The organism is Rhizobium phaseoli, assembly GCF_001664385.1.
GTDB lineage: Bacteria > Pseudomonadota > Alphaproteobacteria > Rhizobiales > Rhizobiaceae > Rhizobium > Rhizobium phaseoli.
The window spans coordinates 145,399-168,143 of sequence record NZ_CP013534.1; the positions used below are offsets into that span (position 1 = coordinate 145,399).

Annotated in this window: 20 protein-coding genes; 5 read left to right on the top strand and 15 right to left on the bottom strand. The window is 61.0% G+C overall.

The genetic code is table 11. From position 1 onward, the window contains the following. Positions 1-13: 13 nt before the first annotated feature. The 5 genes from AMC88_RS23995 to AMC88_RS24015 form a co-directional block, all read right to left on the bottom strand. Positions 14-517 carry an SRPBCC family protein gene (locus AMC88_RS23995; RefSeq protein WP_064826190.1) on the bottom strand — a complete coding sequence of 168 codons (504 nt, stop codon included), beginning with the start codon at positions 515-517 and terminating at the stop codon, positions 14-16. Then, positions 510-857 carry an ArsR/SmtB family transcription factor gene (locus AMC88_RS24000; protein ID WP_010023496.1) on the bottom strand — a complete coding sequence of 116 codons (348 nt, stop codon included), beginning with the start codon at positions 855-857 and terminating at the stop codon, positions 510-512. Before AMC88_RS24000 ends, AMC88_RS23995 begins: the two co-directional genes overlap by 8 nt. Positions 858-918: 61 nt before the next feature. Beyond that, positions 919-1,734 carry a carbohydrate ABC transporter permease gene (locus AMC88_RS24005; protein WP_016736597.1) on the bottom strand — a complete coding sequence of 272 codons (816 nt, stop codon included), beginning with the start codon at positions 1,732-1,734 and terminating at the stop codon, positions 919-921. After that, entirely contained in the window at positions 1,731-2,672 is a 942-nt protein-coding gene (locus AMC88_RS24010; RefSeq protein ID WP_064826299.1) for a carbohydrate ABC transporter permease, read from the bottom strand. The genes AMC88_RS24005 and AMC88_RS24010 overlap by 4 nt, the downstream gene beginning before the upstream one ends. 105 nt (positions 2,673-2,777) lie before the next feature. Further along, positions 2,778-4,118, bottom strand: coding sequence for an ABC transporter substrate-binding protein (locus AMC88_RS24015; RefSeq protein WP_064826300.1), 1,341 nt, complete (start codon positions 4,116-4,118; stop codon positions 2,778-2,780). 396 nt (positions 4,119-4,514) lie between these two features. Here AMC88_RS24015 and AMC88_RS24020 point away from each other — a divergent pair, with 396 nt between their 5' ends. The 5 genes from AMC88_RS24020 (at position 4,515) to AMC88_RS24040 (ending at position 12,012) form a co-directional block, all read left to right on the top strand. Then, positions 4,515-5,924, top strand: a complete 1,410-nt coding sequence (locus tag AMC88_RS24020; protein ID WP_010024242.1) for an LLM class flavin-dependent oxidoreductase — start codon at positions 4,515-4,517, stop codon at positions 5,922-5,924. A gap of 25 nt (positions 5,925-5,949) precedes the next feature. Then, positions 5,950-7,218 carry an SfnB family sulfur acquisition oxidoreductase gene (locus AMC88_RS24025; RefSeq protein WP_064826191.1) on the top strand — a complete coding sequence of 423 codons (1,269 nt, stop codon included), beginning with the start codon at positions 5,950-5,952 and terminating at the stop codon, positions 7,216-7,218. 7 nt (positions 7,219-7,225) lie between these two features. Next, positions 7,226-8,488, top strand: coding sequence for an SfnB family sulfur acquisition oxidoreductase (locus tag AMC88_RS24030; RefSeq protein ID WP_064830101.1), 1,263 nt, complete (start codon positions 7,226-7,228; stop codon positions 8,486-8,488). Positions 8,489-8,549: 61 nt separating this feature from the next. Continuing rightward, complete coding sequence (gene ssuD, locus AMC88_RS24035) at positions 8,550-9,719, top strand: FMNH2-dependent alkanesulfonate monooxygenase (RefSeq protein WP_097541090.1); 1,170 nt, start codon at positions 8,550-8,552, stop codon at positions 9,717-9,719. Positions 9,720-9,849: 130 nt separating this feature from the next. Then, positions 9,850-12,012: an adenylate/guanylate cyclase domain-containing protein gene (locus AMC88_RS24040; protein ID WP_064826194.1), complete on the top strand. Its 2,163-nt coding sequence runs from the start codon at positions 9,850-9,852 to the stop codon at positions 12,010-12,012. Between the two features lie 13 nt (positions 12,013-12,025). Here the strand turns inward: AMC88_RS24040 and AMC88_RS24045 are convergent, their stop codons facing one another. From AMC88_RS24045 to AMC88_RS24090, 10 genes are all read right to left on the bottom strand, one after another. After that, positions 12,026-12,529, bottom strand: coding sequence for a YHS domain-containing (seleno)protein (locus AMC88_RS24045; RefSeq protein WP_269465935.1), 504 nt, complete (start codon positions 12,527-12,529; stop codon positions 12,026-12,028). 13 nt (positions 12,530-12,542) lie between these two features. Beyond that, a complete protein-coding gene (locus tag AMC88_RS24050) occupies positions 12,543-13,139 on the bottom strand; it encodes an ankyrin repeat domain-containing protein (protein WP_016736606.1) in 597 nt (198 codons plus the stop codon). Positions 13,140-13,249: 110 nt separating this feature from the next. After that, complete coding sequence (locus tag AMC88_RS24055) at positions 13,250-14,062, bottom strand: ABC transporter ATP-binding protein (RefSeq protein WP_064826195.1); 813 nt, start codon at positions 14,060-14,062, stop codon at positions 13,250-13,252. Beyond that, entirely contained in the window at positions 14,059-15,048 is a 990-nt protein-coding gene (locus tag AMC88_RS24060) for an ABC transporter ATP-binding protein (RefSeq protein ID WP_064826196.1), read from the bottom strand. The genes AMC88_RS24055 and AMC88_RS24060 overlap by 4 nt, the downstream gene beginning before the upstream one ends. Position 15,049: 1 nt before the next feature. After that, a complete protein-coding gene (locus AMC88_RS24065; RefSeq protein ID WP_064826197.1) occupies positions 15,050-15,907 on the bottom strand; it encodes an ABC transporter permease in 858 nt (285 codons plus the stop codon). A gap of 2 nt (positions 15,908-15,909) precedes the next feature. After that, entirely contained in the window at positions 15,910-16,914 is a 1,005-nt protein-coding gene (locus AMC88_RS24070) for an ABC transporter permease (protein ID WP_042119874.1), read from the bottom strand. A gap of 117 nt (positions 16,915-17,031) precedes the next feature. Beyond that, on the bottom strand, positions 17,032-18,936 hold the full coding sequence (locus AMC88_RS24075; protein ID WP_064826198.1) for an ABC transporter substrate-binding protein: 1,905 nt from the start codon (positions 18,934-18,936) through the stop codon (positions 17,032-17,034). Positions 18,937-19,113: 177 nt separating this feature from the next. Then, positions 19,114-20,622: an arabinosylfuranosidase ArfA gene (gene arfA / locus AMC88_RS24080; protein WP_064826199.1), complete on the bottom strand. Its 1,509-nt coding sequence runs from the start codon at positions 20,620-20,622 to the stop codon at positions 19,114-19,116. A gap of 210 nt (positions 20,623-20,832) precedes the next feature. Next, entirely contained in the window at positions 20,833-21,759 is a 927-nt protein-coding gene (locus tag AMC88_RS24085) for an ArsR/SmtB family transcription factor (RefSeq protein WP_016736612.1), read from the bottom strand. A gap of 206 nt (positions 21,760-21,965) precedes the next feature. Beyond that, complete coding sequence (locus tag AMC88_RS24090) at positions 21,966-22,724, bottom strand: IclR family transcriptional regulator domain-containing protein (protein ID WP_012490536.1); 759 nt, start codon at positions 22,722-22,724, stop codon at positions 21,966-21,968. Positions 22,725-22,745 lie beyond the last annotated feature (21 nt).

Below are 22,745 nucleotides of genomic sequence, written 5' to 3' on the forward strand. Positions count from 1 at the left end.
TTCCCGACCCGCGCTACCCGCCCAGGCAGGACAGCAATTCGTCGAGCTGCTCCAACTGCTCCGGCAATGCGACCGCCGAGCCCTGCAGCGCTTCCTCAAGCGCTTCCTTGGACGGATAGATTTCGTGGAAAGTCAGAAGTGTCCTGCCGCCCTGGCCCTCGAAGGTCACGGTCGTGATCGCGCCCTCGTCGCCCTCGTCGTTGGTCCATACGATGCGTTCGTTCGGCACCACCTCGAGATACTTGCCATAGAAGGCCATGGTGTCCGAACCGCCGGCGCCGAATTCCAGCCGATATTTGCCGCCGGTACGGACGTCCATCTCGCATGATACAAGCGAAATTCCGGGCACCGATTTCGGCATCCACCAGCGCTGGAACAGCTCCGGCTGGCTCCACGCCTTGTAAACCGTGCTCGGCGGCGCATCAAATGTCCTGGTTACCAGAAGTTCGCGATCCCCTCTGCGTTCGACTGACGTCGGGTTCGGCGCACCAGATGCACTGTCAACTTGCTCAGTCATCGCGTCCCTCCTGTTTCATCTCGCTGATGATTTCGTCCAATGCTTCGAAGCGCGCCTCGAAGAGCTTGCGATGCGCCTCGATCCACTCGGCCTCCGCCTTGAGGCCGCGTTTCCCAAGCTTGCAGGTTCTTACCCGTCCGACCTTCTGCGTGACGACGAGCCCGGCCCGCTCGAGAACCTGAACATGCTTCTTCATGCCGGTCAGCGTCATCTGGAACGTGTCCGCGAGACTGGTGATCGACGCCTCCCCCCGCCCAAGCTGATCGATGATCCCGCGGCGGGTCGCATCGGACAGCGCCGCAAACGAGAGATTGAGGGGAGGGCTTACATACTGAACCATCTGGTTCAGTATTTAGCTTGTTCGCGCTTGAAGTGCAAGCGTTTCGAGCCGTCTTCGGTGATCATTTGAGCCCGCCATGGGCGAGACCTGCCACGAGATAGCGCTGCAGGAAGAGCGCCACCAGATAGACCGGTGCGATGCCGGCGAGCGAGGCGGCTGCCATCTGGCCGAAATTGACCAGCCGATCCCCCTGGAAGAGCGAGATGCCGACAGGAAGCGTGCGCGTCTCGTCGGAAAAGGTGAATGCCGAGGCAAAGAGGAATTCGTTATAGGCGAGGACCGAGACGATGATCAGCGTCGCCACGATGCCCGGTACGATGATCGGGGCGACGATATGGACGAGGATCCTGAGAGGGCCGGCTCCGTCGAGCGCCGCCGCCTGTTCGATCTCCAGCGGCATGCGCCGGAGAAAAGGCGTGAGGAGCCAGAAAGCGACGGGGATATTGGCAAAGCCGTAGAGCATCACCAGGCCGGCATGGGTGTTGAGGAGCCCGGTTGCCTTGAGAAGATAGAACAGCGGAATGAGAGCCACGATCGGTGGCGCCATGTAGCTCGACAAAGTGAGATCGGCGAGCCACTTGCCACCGATGCCAAGCCGCAGCACGGCGTAGGCGGCGGGCAGGGTGAGCAGCAACGTCAGGGCGCCGGCGAGCAGCGACACGGCAACGGAGTTGGCGATGAATCCTGAGAGATGGGCGGCCTCGAAAGCGGCCGGCCAATTGTCGAGCGTCGGGCTCGTCGGCAGGAAACGGCCGCTCAGCACGTCGTCTTTGGTCTTGAAGGACACCGAGACGAGATAGGCGATCGGCAGGGTGAAGAAGACGAAGATCGGTGCGGTCGCGGCAACGAGCGGGAGGTCGGAGCGGCTGATCTTCATGCGTCTTTCCTCTCGAGATGCTGGTGAATGCGGATGACGGGCCAGAGCACTGCGCCGATCACCAGGCTGTAGATCAGGGTCTCGGCGGCGGCGCGGGCGACATCGAACTGTTCCAATGCGCGGCGATAGATGGAGAAGCCGGTCGTCGTGGTGGCGAAGCCCGGACCGCCGAACGTCAGGACATAGACGAGGTCGAAGACCTTGAAGGAGAGGATGAGCTTCAGCAGATAGATCGAGGAGAGCGGCGCCGCCACGAGCGGAAGCGTGATGTGCCAAAAGCGTTGCAGCGGTGATGCCCCATCGATGATCGAAGCCTCGTGAACGCCTTCGGGAATGGTCGAAAGGGCGGCGAAGCTGAGGATGACGACGAAGGGCGTCCATTGCCAGATATCGGCAACCGCGATCGCGAACCAGGCAAAGACAGGATCGCCGAGGAAGCTCACGGGTGCGTCGACAATGCCAAGGTTCAGGAGGAGCCCGTTCAGGAGCCCTCCGGCCGGCGCGAGGATCAATTTCCATGCCACTCCGACCATTACCGGCGGCGTCATCAGCGGCAGCAAAATCAGGCTTACCAGGAACCGTCCGGCCTTCAGGAGCCGGGTGAAGAGCAAGGCGATCAGGAAGCCGATCACCAGCTGGATGCTCGCCGTGACGAAGGCATAGGCGATGCTCTTGGTCACAGAGGTCACAAACAGCGGATCCTGGAGAACCTCCCGCACATGCTGCAATCCGACAAAGCTGCGGAAGGGTTTGCCGAGCGTGCTCTTGCTGAGCGCAAGCGCCACCAGGAACAGCGTAGGGTAGACCAGGGTCGCGGCGAGCCCGAGCAGGATCGGAGAGATCCACAGCCAGCCGACGACCCGGTGTGCCGAAATGCGGTGATCGGCGGTCGTTGAGGCGGCTCGTCTTCGAGCGAGGGGAAAATCGATCGCAGTCATGTCATCGCGCCTGTTGTTCTTGTCGCCAAAGGCGTGCCCCGCTCTGCCGCGAAGCACGCCTTCGGGTCTCGTGTTTTACGTCGTCAGGTGGCCGAGGCTCAATGATCAGCCATTGGCTTCGATGATGTTCGTCCAGGCCTTGTGGGCATCGGCGATCGCCTGTTCGGCATTCTTCGTGCCGGCAAGGGCCAGCGCCAGTTCATCGGTCAGCGCGTTTTCCAGCTTCGGGGCATAGACGGCCGTCGGCCAGGCGAGGCTGTTTTCCAGCGCGCCGTCTGCCAGCAGCGGCTGCACGAGCGGCTGGAAGGCCTTGAACTTCTCGGAGTTGAGGCCGGAGTGACGGTCGGGATCGATGCCGGAACCGGTTAGCGTGAGCAACTGTTCGTGGTAGTCCTTGCTGGTCGCGAGCTTGATCAGTTCCCAGGCGACGTCCTTGTTCTTCGAGCCGCTGGTGATTGCGAAGCCGAAGCCGGCGTTGAAGGCAAGCCGCGGCGTCTTGTTTGCGCCGCCGACGGGAATGCGGGTGACGCCCCACTTGTCGACGATCTTCGAGCCCTTGGGATCCTGGGCATAGCCGCCGAGGTCGGTCCAGAAGTCGATCTGGGCGGCCTTGCCGCTGAGGAAAGCGGGTAGACCCTCCTCGAAGCGCGTCTCGAGCGGCGTCGGCAATGCATGCGGTGCGGATGCGAGCAGCGACTTCAGCGCTTCCACGGCTTCGGTGCTGTCGAGGGCCGAGGTGCCGTCTGCCTTCAGGAAGTTGCCGCCGAAACCGGTAAGGCGGTTGGCATAGGTCGACAGGATGATGACTGGGATCTTCGCGCCCAGAACCGCAGCACCATAGATGCCGTTCCTGGATTCCGCCGCGGTGATGACCTTGGCGTTTTCGTTGTACTCGTCCCAGGTCGACGGTGGCTTCAGGCCGTAACGATCGAACAGTTCCTTGTTGTAGAACAGAAGATGGCTGTCGCCGTCATAAGGCAGGCCATAGCGTCGGCCGTCATGCAGCGTGTACTGGTCATAGATCGTCTGGATGAAGTCGTCGGGCTGGATCTCCGCCTTGTCTTTCTCGATCAAGTCGGTCACGTCCTCGATCACGCCGTCCTCGGCTAACTGGCCCTTGTAGGTATAGAAATAGTCGATGACGTCGAATTCACCGGCGCCGGACTGAAAGTCGAGGGTCGCCTTGACGCTGACCTGGTCGTAGGGAACGGCGGTCACGTTGACCTTCGCACCCGTCAGCTTCTCGAAATCCTCGGCGATCTTCTTGCCCGTGACGACATGCGGCTGAATGATCAGCAGATTGAGGGTGCGGCCGGCGAACCGATTGTCCGCGGCCAGGGCGGAGGAGAAGACGCCGGATGACAGGAGAGGGAGCGCTCCTGATGCCAGCATGGTCTTCAACACCGTGCGGCGGCGATAGGCTTGGTCGATGATGGGGTTGGACATGAATTGATCCTCGGTTGCGACGGTGCCGGCCGCAGGAATGCCCACGGAGCGGGTATCCGTGTGGCAGCTGCGTCGGCCTTGGGGGGATCATTCGACAGATCACCCGCGCCGTTAACCAACAGGAATTTAAAGTACATAAAAATTATAGAATTTATTTTCAAATTCAGCGGCACCTCTTGCTTCGAGAGGGCGGGTCGCGTGGAAAAGTGTGATTGGATGCGGTCAGATGAGGCCGGTCAGCGAGTGATAACCTAAGGCTAGCCGGTGGTTGCCCGCTGACAAAACCCGGAAAAAAATTCCCCGAAATAGTACATAAAAAACATATAATAACTGTTAAATGGATGCCGCATCGGGATGCTTCAGGGACCACGCCTGAAATCCGGATGGGATCGAGGAATGACCAAGCAGATACACTTCAACGCCTTCGATATGAACTGCGTGGGCCACCAGTCGCCCGGGCTTTGGGCGCATCCCCGTGACAAATCCTGGAAATACAAGGATCTGGACTACTGGCAGGATCTTGCCAGGACGCTCGAAAAGGGGGTCTTCGATGGCATCTTCATCGCCGACGTGATCGGCTATTACGACGTCTACAAGGCCAACAACTACCACGCCATCCATCAGGCGGCGCAGATTCCGGTCAATGATCCGATCCAGCTCGCGGCGCCGATTGCACTCGCCACCGAACATCTCGGCATCGGCATCACCGCCTCGATCTCGTTTGAGCACCCCTATCCCTTCGCGCGGCGTCTGGCCACCGCCGACCACCTGACAAAGGGGCGCGTCGGCTGGAATATCGTGACCTCCTATCTGGAGAGCGGCGCCAAGAACATCGGGCAAGGCGGATTGCGTGCGCATGACAACCGCTACGAAGTGGCGAGCGAATATCTGGAGGTCATCTACAAGCTCCTTGAGGGGTCCTGGGAAGACGGCGCTGTGCTGCGCGACCGCGAGAAGCGCATCTTCACCGATCCCTCGAAGGTGCACGAGATCGGCCACAAGGGCCGTTTCTTCGAAGTACCGGGATACGCCCTGACCGAGCCGTCGCCGCAGCGGACGCCGGTGCTCTACCAGGCCGGCGCTTCAGGGCCGGGCAAGCAATTCGCGGCTGAGCATGCGGAATGCGTCTTCGTTGCGGCACAGACCAGGACGATCCTGAAGAACTATGTGCGCGATGTCCGGGTGCGGGCGGCGACCGTTGGGCGCGATGCGTCGAAGTTCCGCATCTACAATCTGATGACCGTCATCGTGGACGAGACCGACGAGAAGGCGCGCGCCAAATTCCGCGACTATCTCGACTACGTTTCCTATGATGGTTCGCTGGTCTTCATGTCCGGCTGGACCGGCGTCGACTTTTCCCGCTACGCGCCGGATGACCTCGTGCGCAAGGTCGAGACCAACGCCATCCATTCGGCGATCGAGAGTCTGTCGGAAGGCGATCCGAATAAGCGCTGGACGATCAGGGAACTGGCCGAATGGGGCGGTATCGGCGGCATGGGACCGGTGGTCGTGGGATCGCCCTCTACCGTTGCCGACGAGCTCCAGGCCTGGGTCGACGAGACCGACGTTGACGGCTTCAACCTTGCCTATGCCGTAACACCCGAGAGCTTCGAGGATATCGTTGGCTATCTGGTGCCGGAACTGCAGAAGCGCGGCGTCTATCCGATCGGATATCGCCCCGGCACGCTGCGGGAGAAGCTGTTCGGCGAGGGCCCCTACCTGCCCAAGGCGCATCCGGCCGACCGTTACCGCGACATCGAAGCATTCAAACGCAACCAGGCGATCACGCTTGCCAATGCCAGCTGACATTCCAACCCGACGAGGTTTTCCCATGGGAAGCATCACCGACACCACGATCGATTACAGCGTCCACCCGCGCGTCAATTCCACCGATCCCTTCACACCCCGTCCGCGCCCGGTCAAGCCGGCGCATGTGATCGGGAGCGACGACGAGGCCATCCAGATCGCCGAGACGCTGGCCGCGAGCTTCAAGGTCGGGGCAGCATTGCGTGACCGTGAGGGACTGCTGCCGATCGCCGAGCTCGACGCCTATTCGCAGAGCGGTCTGTGGAGCATCAACGTACCGAAAGCCTATGGTGGTCCGGAAGTCTCCTATGCCACGCTCGCCAAGGTGATCGCCATCATCGCTGCAGCCGATCCGGCCATCGCGCAGATCACCCAGAACCATCTGGCGATCGTCGCGACCGTCGATCTCGACGGCACGGAAGAGCAGAAGAAACTGTTCTTCGGCTGGGCGCTCGAAGGGATTCGATACGGCAATGCCTTCTCCGAACTGAAGAGCAAGACCGTCGCCGATTTCGAAACCAAGGTCGTTCATGACGGCGACGAGGTGATCGTCAACGGCGAGAAATTCTACACGACCGGTGCGCTGCTTGCCCATATCGTGCCGATCGTCGGTGTCGACGAGACCGGCCAGGGCTGGCTCGTCTTTGCCGACCGCGACGCCCCCGGTCTCACCGTCACCAACAACTGGTCGAGCTTCGGTCAGCGCACCACCGCGTCGGGTTCGGTCAAGATCGAAAATGTGCGCGTGCCGAAGGCGCGGGCGCTGAAGGTCACTTCTTTCGACCATCCGACGGTGGGCGGCCCCGTCTCGCAGATCATCCAGTCGGCGATCGATGTCGGCATCTCCCGGGGCACGATCGACGATACGATCGAGTTCGTCGGCAAATATAGCCGCCCCTGGATCGACAGCGGCAAGGCGACGGCCGGCGAAGACCTCTTCACCATCGCCCAGATCGGCGACCTGAAAATCAAGCTGCATGCGGCCGAAGCGCTGCTCGAGATCGCCGGCCACGCCATCGACGCGGCGCGCGCCAATCCGACGCTGGAGACGGTCTCGGAGGCGACGATCAAGACAGGCGAATCCAAGGTTCTGACGACGGAGATTGCGATCCTGTCGACGAACAAACTGTTCGAACTTGCGGGAACGCGCTCGACCCTTGCCGAGCATGGACTCGACCGCCACTGGCGCAATGCCCGCGTCCATACGCTGCATGATCCGGTGCGCTGGAAGTTCTACCACGTCGGCAATTATTATCTGAACGGCGTCCATCCGCCGCGCCACGCCTGGAACTGAGCCCAAGATGAGCACGAATGATCGCAAGCTGCACCGAGAGGCCGCGCTCACCGCCGGCCGTCCTGCGCCGCACATCGCCCCGCGTCGGAGCCTGGCCCATGTCATCCGCGATGATGCGGAGGCCATCCGGATCGCCAAGGACCTGGCGCTTGAATTCGCGGTCGGTGCCGCCCAGCGGGACCGCGAACGACGCCTTCCGCTCGCCGAGATCGACCGTTTCTCGCAGAGCGGTCTCTGGGCGATCGGCATCCCGAAAGCCTATGGCGGCGCCGGGGTCTCGGCGGCGACGCTGGCCGAGGTCACCGCCATCATCTCGGCTGCGGATTCCTCGATCGGGCAAATCCCGCAGAACCATTTCTACATGCTGGAGGCGCTGCGGCTGAATGGCAGCGAGGAGCAGAAGCAGCACTATTTCCGGCGCGCGCTGGAAGGTGACCGCCTTGGCAATGCCTTCACCGAGATCGGCACGAAGACGCCGGTCGACTTCAAGACGCATTTCGCCGATCGCAACGGAAAGTTCTATCTGAACGGGCAGAAGTTTTACGCGACCGGCTCCCTCTTCGCCCACATCGTCGTCGCCGTGGCGAAGGGACCGAACGGCCGCGTCCATCTGGTCTTCATCGACCGGGCGACGCCAGGACTCGGCTTCGTCGACGACTGGTCGTCCTTCGGCCAGCGTTCGACGGGCAGCGGCACCGTGACTTTCGACGACATCGAGGTGACGCCGTTCCAGATCGTCGACCATGATGGAAGCTTCGAACAGCCGACGCCGATGGGTCCTTTCGCGCAGATCATCCATTCCGCCGTGCAGGTCGGCATCGCGCGCGGGGCGCTCGCCGAAACGATATCCTATGTTCGTGCCCATGCGCGGCCATTTTTCGAACTGGCGATCGAGCACGGTTATGAGGATCCGCACACCATACACGGCGTCGGCGACGTGGCGATCAGAGTGCATGCGGCCGATGCGCTGCTTGCAAGGGCGGGCCACATTGTCGACCGCGCCACCGCAGAACCGACGGCGGCGAGCGTAGCGCAGGCATCCATCGCCGTCGCGGAGGTCAAGGCGCTCGCGACGGAGGTGGCGCAGCTTGCCGCCACCAAGCTTATCGAGTTCGGCGGTGCGCGTTCGACGCTCGAAAGCTATGGGCTCGACCGCTTCTGGCGCAATGCCCGGACGCATTCGCTGCATGATCCGGTGCGCTGGAAATACCACCATATCGGAAACTTCTATCTGAACGGCATCCTGCCCCCGCGGCACGGCGCCCTCTGATTTTTTGGAATTTCACAATCTCGCGGCGATCTGCAACGGCTGCCGCTTCGACAGGAATGGAATAATGGCAATCGACAAGCCTCTCGACTTTCTTTGGTTCATCCCCTCGTCCGGTGACGGTCGGTATCTGGGGTCGGACGATCTCAGCCGCCCGGCAGATCCCGGGTATTTCCGCGAGATTGCCAAGGCTGCCGACCGGCTGGGATATTCCGGCGTGCTTATCCCGACGGGTGCGGCGTGCGAGGAATCCTTCATTCTGGCCGCGGATCTCGCCGCCCATACCGAGCGACTGAAATTTCTGGTGGCCATTCGGCCGGGCACGGCATCGCCGGCCTATTATGCGCGCCTCGCCGCGACGCTCGACCGCGTTTCCAACGGCCGCCTGCTGATTAACATCGTGGTCGGAGGCAGCGCCCAGGAGCTCGCCGGTGACGGCATTTTCCTGCCGCATGACGAACGCTACGATCATGCCGGCGAGTTCTTTCAGGTATTCAACTCGCTGGTCGAGACCGGTAAGGCCAACCTCGACGGCAAGTATATCAAGGCCATCGATGCGAGACTTGGTCTGCCGCCCGTACAGGAACCGCGTCCTCCGCTCTATTTCGGCGGATCGTCCGACGCTGCGATCGCCTTTTCCGGCGGCATCACCGATAAGTACCTGACCTGGGGCGAACCTCCGGCGCAGGTGGCGGAAAAGATTGCCAAGGTCCGCAAGGCCGCCGCGGCGCAGGGCAAGAACGTCACCTTCGGCATCCGTCTTCACTTCATCGTTCGCGAGACCGATGAAGAGGCCTGGGCTGCCGCCGACCGGCTGATTTCCAAGCTTTCCGACGAAACGATTGCCGCAGCGCAGGAAGTATTCGCGAAGAACTCGGATTCGGTCGGCCAGGCGCGCATGGTCGCGCTGCATCAGGGACGCCGCGACAAGCTCGAAGTCTCTCCCAATCTCTGGGCGGGGATCGGTCTCGTCCGCACGGGCGCGGGAACCGCACTGGTCGGATCTCCGAAGACGATCGCGGAACGTTTGAGGGAATATCAGGCGCTCGGAATCGATACCGTCATCGCCTCCGGCTATCCGCATCTGGAAGAAGCCTACCGGGTTTCCGAGTTGCTCTTCCCCGAAATCGGCCTGCCCGGCCCCCATGGGCAAATCCGCTCCTCCTTCGGCGAGCGCCGGGTCTTCGGGGGAGGCGGACATGGCGGGAATGTGAAGATCGCATCCGCCTCCTGAGGAATTACAACGAACGCCTCCAGTCTCAAAGGGCCGCAACGCCTGCCGATAAAAACCCGAGTCCGGTGCCAGCGCGCCCTCGGGCGTGGTAAGATGTCCAGCTCCCTGTATCGAAAGGGTGGGCTGAGAAATGGAGAGGCGTCTCGCCGCGATACTTTCCGCGGACGTGGTAGGCTATAGTCGTCTCATGGGCGCGGATGAGGGCGGCACGCTTGAGCGGTTGAAGGCCTGCCGTCGGGAACTGGTCGATTCGGCTATCGAAGAGCACCATGGCCGGATCATCAAACTCATGGGTGACGGGGCGCTGGTCGAGTTTGCTAGCGTTGTGGACGCGGTTCAATGCGCGGCCGTAATCCAGCGGGGAATGTCCGGCAGAGACCCGGGACTTCCTGCGGAACAGCGCATTCGGTTTCGCATCGGGATCAATCTCGGCGACATTATTGTTGAAGGCGATGACATCTATGGCGACGGCGTCAACATTGCCGCCCGTCTGCAGGGGATTGCCGAACCTGGCGGAATTTTCATTTCCGGTACCGCATTCGACCACGTCGCGCACAAGGTCGATGTCGGTTTCTCGGCGCTCGGCGAACACCGGCTGAAAAACATAGCGGACCCGGTTCGCGTGTATTGCGTCCTGCTCGACCCAGCCCACACCGGCAAAGTCGTCTTCTCCTCTCGGGCAAGGCCCCGGGGTATGGCGCTGTTAGCGCTGGTAGGACTATTGATCGCTGCCAGTGCGACAGTCTTCGCATGGCAATGGCCGCATAAACAACGCGCATCGATCGCTGTACTGCCCTTCGCCAATTTGAGTGACCAAACCCAGGATTATTTCGCCGATGGCATTACCAACAACCTGATTACCGATCTCGCTAGGCTTTCGAACCTTGACGTCATCTCCCAGAATTCCGTGTTTACTTACAAAGGTAAGCCCCACGTCCTGGAGGAGATACGACGTGACCTCGGCGTGCGCTTCGTCGTTGAGGGCAGCGTGCAGCGGAGCGGCGATCTGATCCGTGTCAACGCGCAACTGATCGATACCTCGAGCGGCGACCATCTGTGGGCCAATCGGTTTGACCGCAGCGCGGCGGAGGTGTTTGCCGTGCAGGACGCGATGGGCAGACAGATCGCCGATGCGCTCGGTCTGAAACTGACTCGAAGCGAGACCGAGCGCATCGCCCGTCCTCCGACCGCCAATCTCGAGGCATATGATTATTATCTGCGTGCCGAGCAGGCGGCCCGTACCGGACGCCGTTCTCTGATGCTCGAGGCATTGGGGCTCTTTGACAAGGCCGAGGCACTGGACGGCGGGTTTGCCGAAGCCTTCGCGTCCGATGCGCGCGCGACGTCCTTTGTCTGGCGAAGCGCATATGACGACGTCCTCCAGAGCGCCCTGGCGCGAAAAAGAGCCTACGAGAAGGCTAGTCGCGCCCTTGCCCTCGACCCGGAACTTCCGTCACCCTACGCGGTCCTCGCCATCATGCAGGCTGTAGACCGACGTTACGAGCAGGCAATCGCCTCGGCACAAAAGGCCGTGTCGCTTGGTGCCGCCAATGCCGAAGCCCATATGGCGGTCGCATATGTTCAATTGGTCTGGGGCAATCACGCCGACGCCGCCGCGGCTGTCGAGACGGCGCTCAGGTACGACCCGAACCCCTCCGCCATCGACCGATACACGGCTGGCATGGTTTTTTATCTGCAACACGACTACGACAGGGCGATAGACAGTCTCAAGCGCGCTGGCTACGGCTCTCAAGGCAACGGCGAGTTTGTTACCGCACTCGCCATGGCCTATGTCCGTGTCGGTCGCATTGATGAGGCTCGAGCGACTGTGGCCGAGGCCGAACGCCTTCTCGGGGCGCGCGACTCCCTGGCAGCGTGGCGGATCGGCAATGCCCATTTCAGGAAAGAGGATTTGGCATTTATCCTAGACGCGCTGCGCGAGGCCGGGCTGCCGGAGTGGCCGTTTGGTTTCCAGGGGAATGAGCAATCTCGGTTGAAGGGTTCCGAGATCGCGGCCACCGTCATGGGCAAAGTTCTGCGGGGAAAGACCGAGCCGGCCGAAAGCCTTGCGATCATGCAGGTCGAGATGGACGGCAAGGCGGCATTCCGCTCGGCAACTCAGATGATGACCGAGACGGTTTCTGTCAAAGGCGACCTCCTTTGCGAGCAGAGCGAAAACGCATTTGGCCAGCCCGATTGCGGACCGGTCTACAGACACGCAAACCCGACCGACGAAACCACCTACGCTTACGTGAACTCGACCAAGGTCTTCTATTTTTCGGCTGCCAAATAGAAGCCGTTCGCGGTCAGTGATACTGATCCAGCTCGAGATCGGCGGCGACCTTCGGCCATTTGGCATCGGCCTTGGCCACGGTGTCCGCCGGATGGGCGGCAAACCCCTCCCCATGCGCCTTGTCGTACATCAGGTAAAGCTTGCCCTCGACGATCTTGAAGGCTTCTGGGTCGATGTTGACCGTGACAGACCCGTCGCTCACCTCGCCCGTGCAATAGCCGCCGTACTGAGGCGCGTATTTGAGCGGTTCGCTCATAAACATCTCGCGGTGTTTGGCATTGGCGAAATGCCAAGGCGTTCCCATCCACTCGTAGGAGTTTTTTTCCGAACCTTTCGTCGCTTTGCCTTCGGTAAAGTAGGCGACCGTGTCGTATCCCATGATTGCGACACCCCCGAAGTACCCCGTATTTACCGAGTCGTCGGCCACCGCCGGCGATCCACCGACAACCGGTACGACAGCGAGACCGATCATCGCCAAAGAGCGACCAATGCATTGTGTTCTGCTTCCAGAGTGCATCTTCGCCTCCTGTTCATTCGTGAATTTCCATGCACTTCGCGTAAAATTCCTCCTCGCCGAGGACGCTGAGCGGAGGACACGTCACGCCATGCTGTTTGAATAGCCGGACGATATCGAAATTGCCCTTCCATATGGCCCTCGTGATCGGCGCGTAGCCGTGAACCTCTACGTGGCCCACATCAGCTCCCTTAGCCAACAAGAACTCAGCAAGATCGACGTGGTTCTCTTCACCCGCAACCATGAGCGGGGTAACACCCGCTTTATTGGACGCATCGTCGAGAATTGCTCCGTGGTCTAGGAGCAGTTTGCTGATGGGTACGCTGCCCGAAAATGCCGCAGCGTGAAGGGGCGTAAAGCCGCCTGAATTCCTTGCCATAACATCGGCATTTCTTTTTATTAACAACTCGGCAACGGCAAGCTGCTTTGCAATCGCGGCGTTGATGAGTGGTGTCGCCTGATCGCGAGTGCGGCTGTTGACATCGGCACCCGAAGCTAAAAGTTGCTCCACAGCAACGGTGTTTCCTGCTGAAACGGCATCGAACAATAGATCACCCGCGGCCGCCGCGGTCGCTGATAAAAACAACGCTACCGATGTAAGAAACCGGCGCATAGCTTCACCTTAATATTTACCGACAGAATAGCACACTGTCGGCATGTAGGCTACCTAGCACCTGCCTCGGCTGCAGCGGCGACCGCCACCGAAATTTCCGCTTTAAGCACTCACACCGCCTCACCAAACTCCGCCGCCAGCACCGCATCCTTCAGCGCCCGCGAATAGGGATGCTGCGGATCGTCCAACACCACCCGCGCCCGCCCGCGTTCGACGATTTCGCCCTTGCGCATGATGATGATGTTGTCGCTGATGTAATAGGCGGTGGCGAGGTCGTGAGTGATGTAGATGATCGAAAGGCCAAGCTCGTTTTTCAGGCGGCCGAACAGGTTGACGATCGCCATGCGCAGCGACGCGTCGACCATCGAGACCGGCTCGTCGGCCACCAGCAGGCGGGGCTGCGGGATCAGCGCGCGGGCGATGGCGATGCGCTGAAGCTGGCCGCCGGAGAGTTCGTGGGGAAAGCGGCCCTTCACCTCTTCGAGCGTCAAGCCGACATGCACCAGGGCGGCATCGGCCATGCGCTCGGCCTCTTTGCGGTCCGGCCGCTTGCCCGAGGCGGAGAAATTGCGGGCCGTCTCGAACAGGTAGCGATCGACCCGCTTCAGCGGATTGAAGGCTTCGAACGGGTTCTGCAGGACCGGCTGGACCTCCTTCATGAAAGCCTTGCGTTCGGATCGGCTGTGAATGGAGACGGTTTTGCCGGCAAATTCCAGCCGCCCTTCCGTCGGTTCGGTCTGACCCAGGATCATCGCCGCGATCGTCGATTTGCCCGAGCCGGATTCGCCGACGATCGACAGGATCTCCGGTTCCGCCCCGACTTCGAAGCTGACATCCTTGACCGCCGTGATCAGCCGCCGGCCGAGCATGCCGCCCTGGCGGTAGATTTTCGTGACATTCGAGAGGTGAAGCAGAGCAGTCAAACCCGATCTCCCGTAACTGCAAAACAGGCCACCCGCCGCCCAGGCTCGACGGTGACGAGCGGCGGCACCTTCTGCGAGCAGATATCCATCCGCTTCGGACAGCGCGGATGGAAACGGCAGCCTTCCGGTGGCATGGCGAGGTTCGGCGGACGGCCCTCCAGCGATGGCCGCGTCGAGGCATCGCCGATGCGCGGCAGGCTGCCGACCAGATGCTGGGTATAGGGGTGGAGCGGCATGCTGAAGAGCTTGGCGGTCGGCGCTTCCTCGACGAGACGCCCGGCATAGACGATGCCGATACGGTCGGAAACCGTGGCGTGGACGCCCATGTCATGGGTGACGAACAGGAAGGATGAGCCCATCTCGCGCTGGATGTCGCGGATCATCGACAGCACGTCGCGCTGAACGATGACGTCGAGCGCCGTCGTCGGCTCGTCGGCGATGATGAATTCCGGCGTCAGGATGGTGGCGAGCGCAATGGTCATGCGCTGGCGCATGCCGCCGGAAAGTTCGTGCGGATAGGCGTCGAGCAGCTGCGGATCGAGTTTCAGCCTCTGCAGGTGGGCGGCGACCTTTTCGAAGAAGATGCTCTTGCTCACCGTCATGTGGCGGAAGGCGAAGTCGGTGAAGGAATGGCGGATCCGGCGCACCGGGTTCAGCACATTCATCGAGCCCTGCATGATATAGGAGAGATGCTTCCAGCGCAGCGCCACGCGCTCCTCCGGCGTCATCGCATAGAGATCCTGGGTGCCGCCGCCGAAGTGGAATTTGACGCTGCCGGAAACGACCCGGAGCGGCGGCCGGATGGCGCCGGCGATAGTCTTGATCAGTGTTGTCTTGCCGCTGCTCGATTCGCCGGCGACGCCATAGACCTCGCCGCGGCGGATCGTCAGGCTGATATCGTCGACGGCCCGCACCTCGCGATCGACGCCATAAAGGAAGGCGCGGTAATAGGCTTTCAGATTGTCGATTTCGACCAGATTCTCCATGCTAACTTCCCATCCGGTTCAGCCGGCTGCGCGGATCATTGTATTCGTTCATCGACATGGACAGCAGGAAGAGCGCCAGGAAGAGAATGACGATGACGGCGACGGGGGCGGCGACCCACCACCAGATGCCCGAGATCAGCGCCGAATGCGCATTGGCCCAGTAGATCATCATGCCCATGGTCGGCGTCTCGATATCGGTGAAACCGAGCACCGAAAGCGTGATCTCCATGCCGATCGACCAGATCATGTTGTTCATCGTCGTGGCAAAGACGATCGGCAGCACATAGGGCAGGTGCTCCTCGACGAGGATCTTGCGCATCGTCATGCCGGAATAGACGCTCTGGGTGGTAAAGGGCCGGCTCTTCAGGCCGAGCGCCACCGAGCGGATCAGCCGCGCATCATAGGACCAGCCGAGCGAGGCCATGATGACGATCAGCGCCACCCAGGTCATGTTGTCCTTCAGCACGAAATAGAAAAGGATCAGCAGCGGAAATTGCGGGATGACCATGACGCTGTCGTTGATTGCCATCAGCACCCGGTCGACCGCCCCGCCGGCATAACCGGCGACAAGGCCGACAACCAGCGAGATGATGCGCGAGAGAAAGGCGACGCCGATGCCGAAATAGAGCGTGTTGCGCAGCCCGATCGTCAGCTGCCAGAACACGTCCTGGCCGCGCGATGTCGTGCCGAGCCAATATTCGCCGTCCGGCGGCATGTCGGGCGGCAGCAGATAGATGTCGGTCGCGCCATAGGGCGAGAAATAGGACAGGATCACCAGGCCGACGATGACGGCAAAGAGCAGCAGGCCGCAGAAGAATTCCATATTGTGGCGCGAGAGGTCACGAATGATGGTAAACATGGCTATTCCACCTTGATGCGCGGATCGATGAGCGGGCTCAGCACGTCGATGATGAAGACGGCGGCGGCAACGCCGACGATCGACAGGGCGCTGAGGCCGAGCACCAGGCTGTAGTCGCCGGCATGCACCGCTTCGATCAGCAGATTGCCGATGCCGGGATAGCCGAAGACGATTTCGGTGATGACGGTGCCGTTGAAAATCGCTCCGAGCGACATGGCAAGCCCGGTGAATTGCGGCACCATGGCATTGCGGGCGATGTAGGAGCGCAGGATCTTGCCCTTCGGCACGCCGCCGAGCTCGGCGAAGACGACATAATCGTCGGTGATGATGTTGGAAACCAGCGCCCGCATGCCGATCAGCCAGCTGCCGGCGCCGACCAGGATCAGCGAAAGGGCCGGCAGGATGGAGTGTTTGAGGATGTCGGTGACCAGAGCAAAGGAGAGGTCCAGATTGGCGTTCATCTCATAGCCGCCATTGATCGGCAGCACCGGCCAGATGAAGCCGAAGACGATGAGCAGCACGAAGGCGAGGATGTAATAGGGAATGGGCAGCATCGCGATGAAGACGAGGCTGACGGCCTTCAGCACCATGTCCTTGCGGTAATAGCCGGCGAGCGCGCCGATCGCATTGCCGAGCACAAAGGTGATCAGCGTCGACACCGTCATCAGCCCGATCGTCCAGGGCAGCGAGCGCAGGATGATGGTCGAAACGGGGGTCGGAAAGGCCGAGAGCGAGGGACCGAGATCGCCGGTCGCAAGCCGCAGCCAGAAATGCAGATATTGCTGCCAGATCGAACCCTGCATGCCATAGAGCTCGCGCAGCGACTGGCGCATCAGCTCGATTGCATTGGGATCGGACTGACCCATCTGGGTGATGGCGCCTATGCTTTCTTCGACCGGATCGATTGGGGTCAGGTGGGTGACGAAGAAGGTGATCGTCACGCCGAGAAAGACGACGAGCAGGAACTGACCAAACCGCTTCAGCACAAAGATCAGATAGGGCGTCATAAGGCGGAGCTTCCTCTCTGCTTCCCTTCTTGAAAGGATCGACGAGCATGGCAGCTGGGGCTCATGCCCGTCGATGAGGGGGCCGGCGCGATGGCTCCCGCGCCGGCGTTGGGAGGGTTATTGCGATTGAGCCGGCTTCAGCTTGACCATCATCAGCCTCGAGTTCGCCCAGTTCGGCACGGGATCCGTATAGGGGTCCTTGATGGTGGGATAGCCGGTCCAATAGGTCGTATCCATCGAGGTGAAGACGTTATAGGACATCAGCGGGATCGTCGGCATTTCTTTGGCGACCAGCTTCAGATAATCCTTGCCGAGCTCCATGCCCTTCGGATCGTCGGCGCTGATGCCGCGGATGCTCTCGATGATCTTGTCGAGCTCCGGATTGGACCAGCGCTGCCAGTTGCGCGGCGGCTGTACGTCACCCTTCTTGGCCACGAACTGCGAGTGCCAGCTGTCGAGGAAGAAGGAGAGGTCGGGATCGCCGCCCCAGGTTTCAACGCTCCAGGCGATCGCCACCTGGAAGTCGCCGGGCTGCAGCGCCGTCTGCCACAGTTTCGCGGCCGGCACGGCTTTGGCGTCGATGCCGAAGGCGGCCCATTGCTGCGCAATCAGCGTGCCGGCGCGGGTGAAGACCGAGCGTGTGTCGCCTTCGACCGTCATCCGGATCTTGAAGGGCTGTCCATCCGGGGTCAGCCACTTGCCGCCTGACTTCTTGAAGCCTGCTTTTTCCAGCAGTTCGCCAGCCGCTTTCGGATTCGGTTTCCACCAGCCGTAGCCGAAGGCACCGCTGATCGCCTGCGGATCGGTCGGGATCTGGTCCTTGAACTTCGGCTGCTTGCGCAGGATATCGGCGATCTGCTGCCCGACCGTCGGGTCATAGGGCTTGATCTTGCTCTTGCCGGTATCGATTTCGAAATCCTTCAGCCAGTCCTGCATCGGCGCCTGATAGTCCTTCATCGTCGCCGCTGTCGGCGGCACGCCGAGTGCCGAGAGCGTCGCCGCGCCGCGGTAGCTCGCCATGTCGACCGCCTTGATGTCGATCAGCAGCGCCAGCGCCCAGCGCACGTCGGCATTGTCGAAGGGCGCTTCCTGGGTGTTGAAGATGACGGCCGGCAGCGTCGGATCCGGATGGGCGAAGGGGAAGCCAGGGAACCAGGTGTCGATCGTCTTCGACTTCTCCTTGAGGGTGAACATGCCCTCCGGCGTGTTGTCGTGGATGATATCGAGATTGTGCTCGAGCTGGGCGATCGTGCGCTTATCCGGCGGGCCGGGATCGGTGTAGGTCACATATTTCGGAGCCGGCTCGCCGAAGCGGGCAAGCGAGGTCCGCTGCCAGTCGTCGCGCTTCTCCCAGGTATACCATTTGCCCTGCGGGTCATAGGCCTTCAGCTTGTAGGCGCCGAGCGAGACGGGGTTGGCGAAATCGTAGCGAAGCGGGTCCTCCACCTTCTCGAAGACGTGCTTCGGCATGATCCAGGCGCCGTTCCAGCGCACGGTGAAGATGGCGTGGAAGCGCGAATTCGGCTTCTTCAGCTTGAACACCACAGTCTGCGGATCGGTCGCCTCGACACTTGCCACCTGCACCGAGAAGGCCGCGCTCCAGACCATGCCGGGATGATCCATCTGTGTCTTGACGGTATAGACGACGTCATCGGCGGTGAATTCGACGCCGTCGCTCCAGTAGAGCCCCTTGCGCAGTTTCACGGTCATTTCGGTGAAGTCGGCATTATATTGCGGCTTGTCGGCGGCGAGCGAATTGTCCCAGGCCGCGCCGCCAAGCCCCTGTTCAGGGTCGATATACCAGAGCGTATCCATGGTCAGCTGTTGCAGGCCGGTCGAGACCCCGCCGCCGCCATTGACCCAGATATTGAACCAGCCGGGATTCTTGATCGTCCCTTCCGGATTTTCGACGATGAGCGTCTCCTTGCGCGGCAAGGAAGTATAATCTTCGGCGGTGGCGACGGCCGTCATACCGAGCGTGGCCAGCACGAAGCCGAAGGCAAACCTCTTCCACTTTTGCATGAACTCCTCCCTTGTAAGCGACGATGCGGCGGCCGCTGGGGCACGCATGGGCATGTCGCGGTTGTCGGTTCGCAGAAGCGGGCTTGTGGACCTTGCGCTTCGGCGAACCATCCTCCGGCTGCCTGCCTCCTCGCAGGGAGCCGATTTTCTAGCCGGGTCTTTACCCGGCGGCGACTGTCACACCGACAGCCGGATGACGTTGTAGGAGAGCGGCTTCAGCGCCGCCCGTACCCGTCCGTCTTCGATCTTGGCGCTCTCTACCTGCACCGGAGCGACCGTCTCCGGCCGCCGCGCCGTGTTGACGGCTTCGAGATCGCCATGGGTCATCTCCACCTGCTCGATCAGCCGGGCGCCGCCGAAGCCTTCCAGCCGCACGTCGAGATCGAGCGCCGTATCCGGATGGCGGTTGACGGCAAAGAAGGTGAGCGTCCTGCCATCCTCGGAATGGACGGCCGAGACGTCGAGATAAGGAACCTCGTTCTCCTCGTCGCTGTCGTAGGTCGGGCCGTCGACCACGAGCTGCAGCGCTGTGCCGCGACCATAACGGGAGGCGTAGTAGAAGGGATAATAGATCGTCTGGCGCCAGGCAGCACCGCCGTCCTCGGTCATGATAGGCGCAATGACGTTGACGAGCTGGGCGATGCAGGCGATGCGCACCCGGTCGGAACGGCGGATGAAGGTGTTCAAGATGCCGCCGACCTGCAGCACGTCCTCGAAATTATAGACGTCTTCCAGCAGATGCGGCGCATCCGGCCACTCGTCGCGCGCCAGGATTTCCTTGTCCTGCTGGTTGGAATGATACCAGACGTTCCATTCGTCGAATGAAATGCCGATCGTCTTCTTCGAGCGCTTCTTCGCCTTGATATAGTCGATCACGCCGCCGATCGTGGTGATATAGCGGTCGAGCTTGGTCGCCCGGGCGAGGTAGTTCAGCGTATTCTTCTCGCGGTTGGCGAAATACATGTGCAGCGAGATGTAGTCGGCGCTGTCGTAGCACTGCTCGAGAACCTCAGCCTCCCACTGCGGATAGGTCTTCATATCGGAGTTGGAGGAGCCGCAGACCACGAGCTCGAGCGACTTGTCGAAGCCGCGCATCGCCTTGGCCGTCTCGTCGGCCAGCCGGCCGTATTCATAGGCCGACTTGTGGCCGACCTGCCAGGGGCCGTCCATCTCGTTGCCGAGGCACCACAATTTCACATCGTGCGGATTGGACCAGCCGTGCTTGCGGCGCAGATCCGACCAGTAGGTGCCGCCGGGATGATTGCAATACTCCAGGAAATTGCGGGCGGCATCGAGACCGCGGGAGCCGAGATTGACGGCGAGCATCGGCTTGGTATTGGCCTTCTTGCACCAGTCTACGAATTCGTTGACGCCGATCTGGTTGGCTTCGCGGGTGCGCCAGGCAAGGTCGAGGCGAACCGGGCGCTCCGAACGCGGGCCGACGCCATCCTCCCAATTGTAAGCCGACACGAAGTTGCCGCCCGGGTAACGGCAGTAGGGCGTGTCGAGCTCGCGGACGAGATCGAGCACGTCGCGGCGAAATCCGTCCTCGTCGGCTGTGGGATGTCCGGGCTCATAGATGCCGCCGTATATCGCTCTGCCGAGATGCTCGAGAAACGAGCTGTACAGCCTGGCGTCAATGGTCGCGATGCGGAAATCGCGGTGGGCAACGACATTCGTCTTCAACGGATCCTCCCGTTTATGTATCAAGAATTTTGTTTTCTTGCCTTTAACTTGATATCAGGAATGTCGTTATGTCAACTGACTCCTGCATTTAATCATACTATTGAATTTTCGCTGAATAGACGTTTAGTTTCAGATGCTTGATAATTATTTAGAGGTGCCTGAAGAAAGAAAAATCGCGTTTTGTAAATCAGAATTTCCGATAGTTTCTATTCAGACGTGCAGGCGCATGATAATGTCGCGGCCATGATTTCCAAAACCGCGGCCGAAGATGTTGACGCCGCCTGTATGGCCAGCATTTTCGGCGATGCCGACACGCAGGCGGATGGAGGAGTGCTGGCCGAGCGCGAGATCGCCGAGCGTCACATTGGAGGCGGCGACGCCGTCGATGAATGTCCCGCGCGTCGAGATGCGCCAGGTCTTCATCGCCCCATATTGCGAGCCTTCGAGTTTCCACCAGGCCGGCGTGAAGGCGCCGCGCTTGTCACCGTAATCGCCGGGCGACGTCCAGGTCCCGATTGCCATGCCATTGACCCAGAGCGTGATATCCGAGGGCCAGTCCGGATTGGTGCCGGGCACTTCCGAGGACAGCTCCAGCGAAAATTCGATCGCACGGATGTCCTTGTTCAAAACCTTGGCATTATTGGGGAATTTGTATTCGACATAACCCCGGCCGAACCAGACGAGCCCGGCCTGCATGCGCTGCGGATCGAGGAAATAGTCCGGCACATCGAGCGGGCCGATGACGCTTTCCGTCGAGCAGAGACCGCAGGGCGCATGCACTTCGCAGCTAGTATAAAGCCCAACCGGCATCTCCACTTCGATGATGTTGTTTGCGCGCTGGGCCGCACTTTCCTCGAAGCTGATCAGGATCTCGCTGTAAATTGCCGAGCAGATCTTCTGGTTGCCTTTGCGGGCCTTGGCCAACTGCGACTCGACCAGCCGCGCGTCCTCCAAGATCTGGATACCGGTTGCGACGGTAGACTGGGGAAGGGACAGAGTGCGTGCGATATCGTTGATATTCATCGGCCCTTTAGCGCAGAGCAGCTTAAGTATCTCGATCCGCGCCGGAGCAGAAAGGGCGCGGATTGCGTCACTATTCTCGCCGGCGGCGATGGTTAAGAAAGAACGTTCCATCATTTCCCCATAATTTCCGATGTCATGATGTATATCGGAATTTATGATACAGCAAGTGGCCATCTCTACGATAATTGAAGGGGGCTGATCGGGTGAGGTGGCGAATGGCCGCCGGTACGGCTTCGGCAATATACATTGGTGTCCGACAAAGCGACGACGCGTTGATTTTGGAGATCGGGGCGACCGAACTGGGCGCTTGTTGCGCGCCGTTACCGTCGCAAGAGCGGCCGCAATGCAGCTTGTGCCTCCTGCAGCAGCTTGAGATAGCGCTCCTTGAGGTCGGCGGCCGGAACGAGGGCCGCCGGCGCGCCGATATTGATTGCCGCGACCGTTTCGCCGCGATCGTTTTCAACAGGCACAGCGATCGAGCAGAGACCGATTTCCAGCTCCTGATCGATGATGGCATACCCCTCGGCGCGGACGCGGCGGAACTCGGCGATGAGGTCCTCCGGGTCGGTCTTGGTATTCGCAGTGTTTTGCTTCAATTCGCTGCGGGCAAGCACGGCGCGAGCCTCGCTTTCGGGAAGGGCAGCGAGCAGCACCCGGCCCATCGAGGCGCAGTAAGCCGGCAGGCGGCTGCCCGGGGTGAGATTGATCGACATGACGCGGCGCTGCGAGGCCCGGGCGATATAGACGATTTCGGTGCCGTCGAGCACTGAGGCCGAGGCGCTCTGGCCGGCCTTTTCCGAGAGGTGATCGAGATGCGGCTGCAACAGCACCGGCAAAGGCGTCGCTGAGAGATAGGCATGGCCGAGGCGTAGGATCTTTGGCGTCAGGGTGAAGAACTTGCCGTCATAATCGGCATAGCCGAGCTCGGCGAGCGTCAGCAGCGAACGGCGCACCGTGGCGCGGTCGAGCGCCGTCAGTTTCGAAGCCTCGGCGATGGAGAGCCGCTGCCGCGTCTCGCCGAAGGCTTCGATGACCTTCAGGCCGCGGGCGAAGCCGCTGACGAAATCCGTTTCGCGCATGATTTTCAATCTCCAATCGAC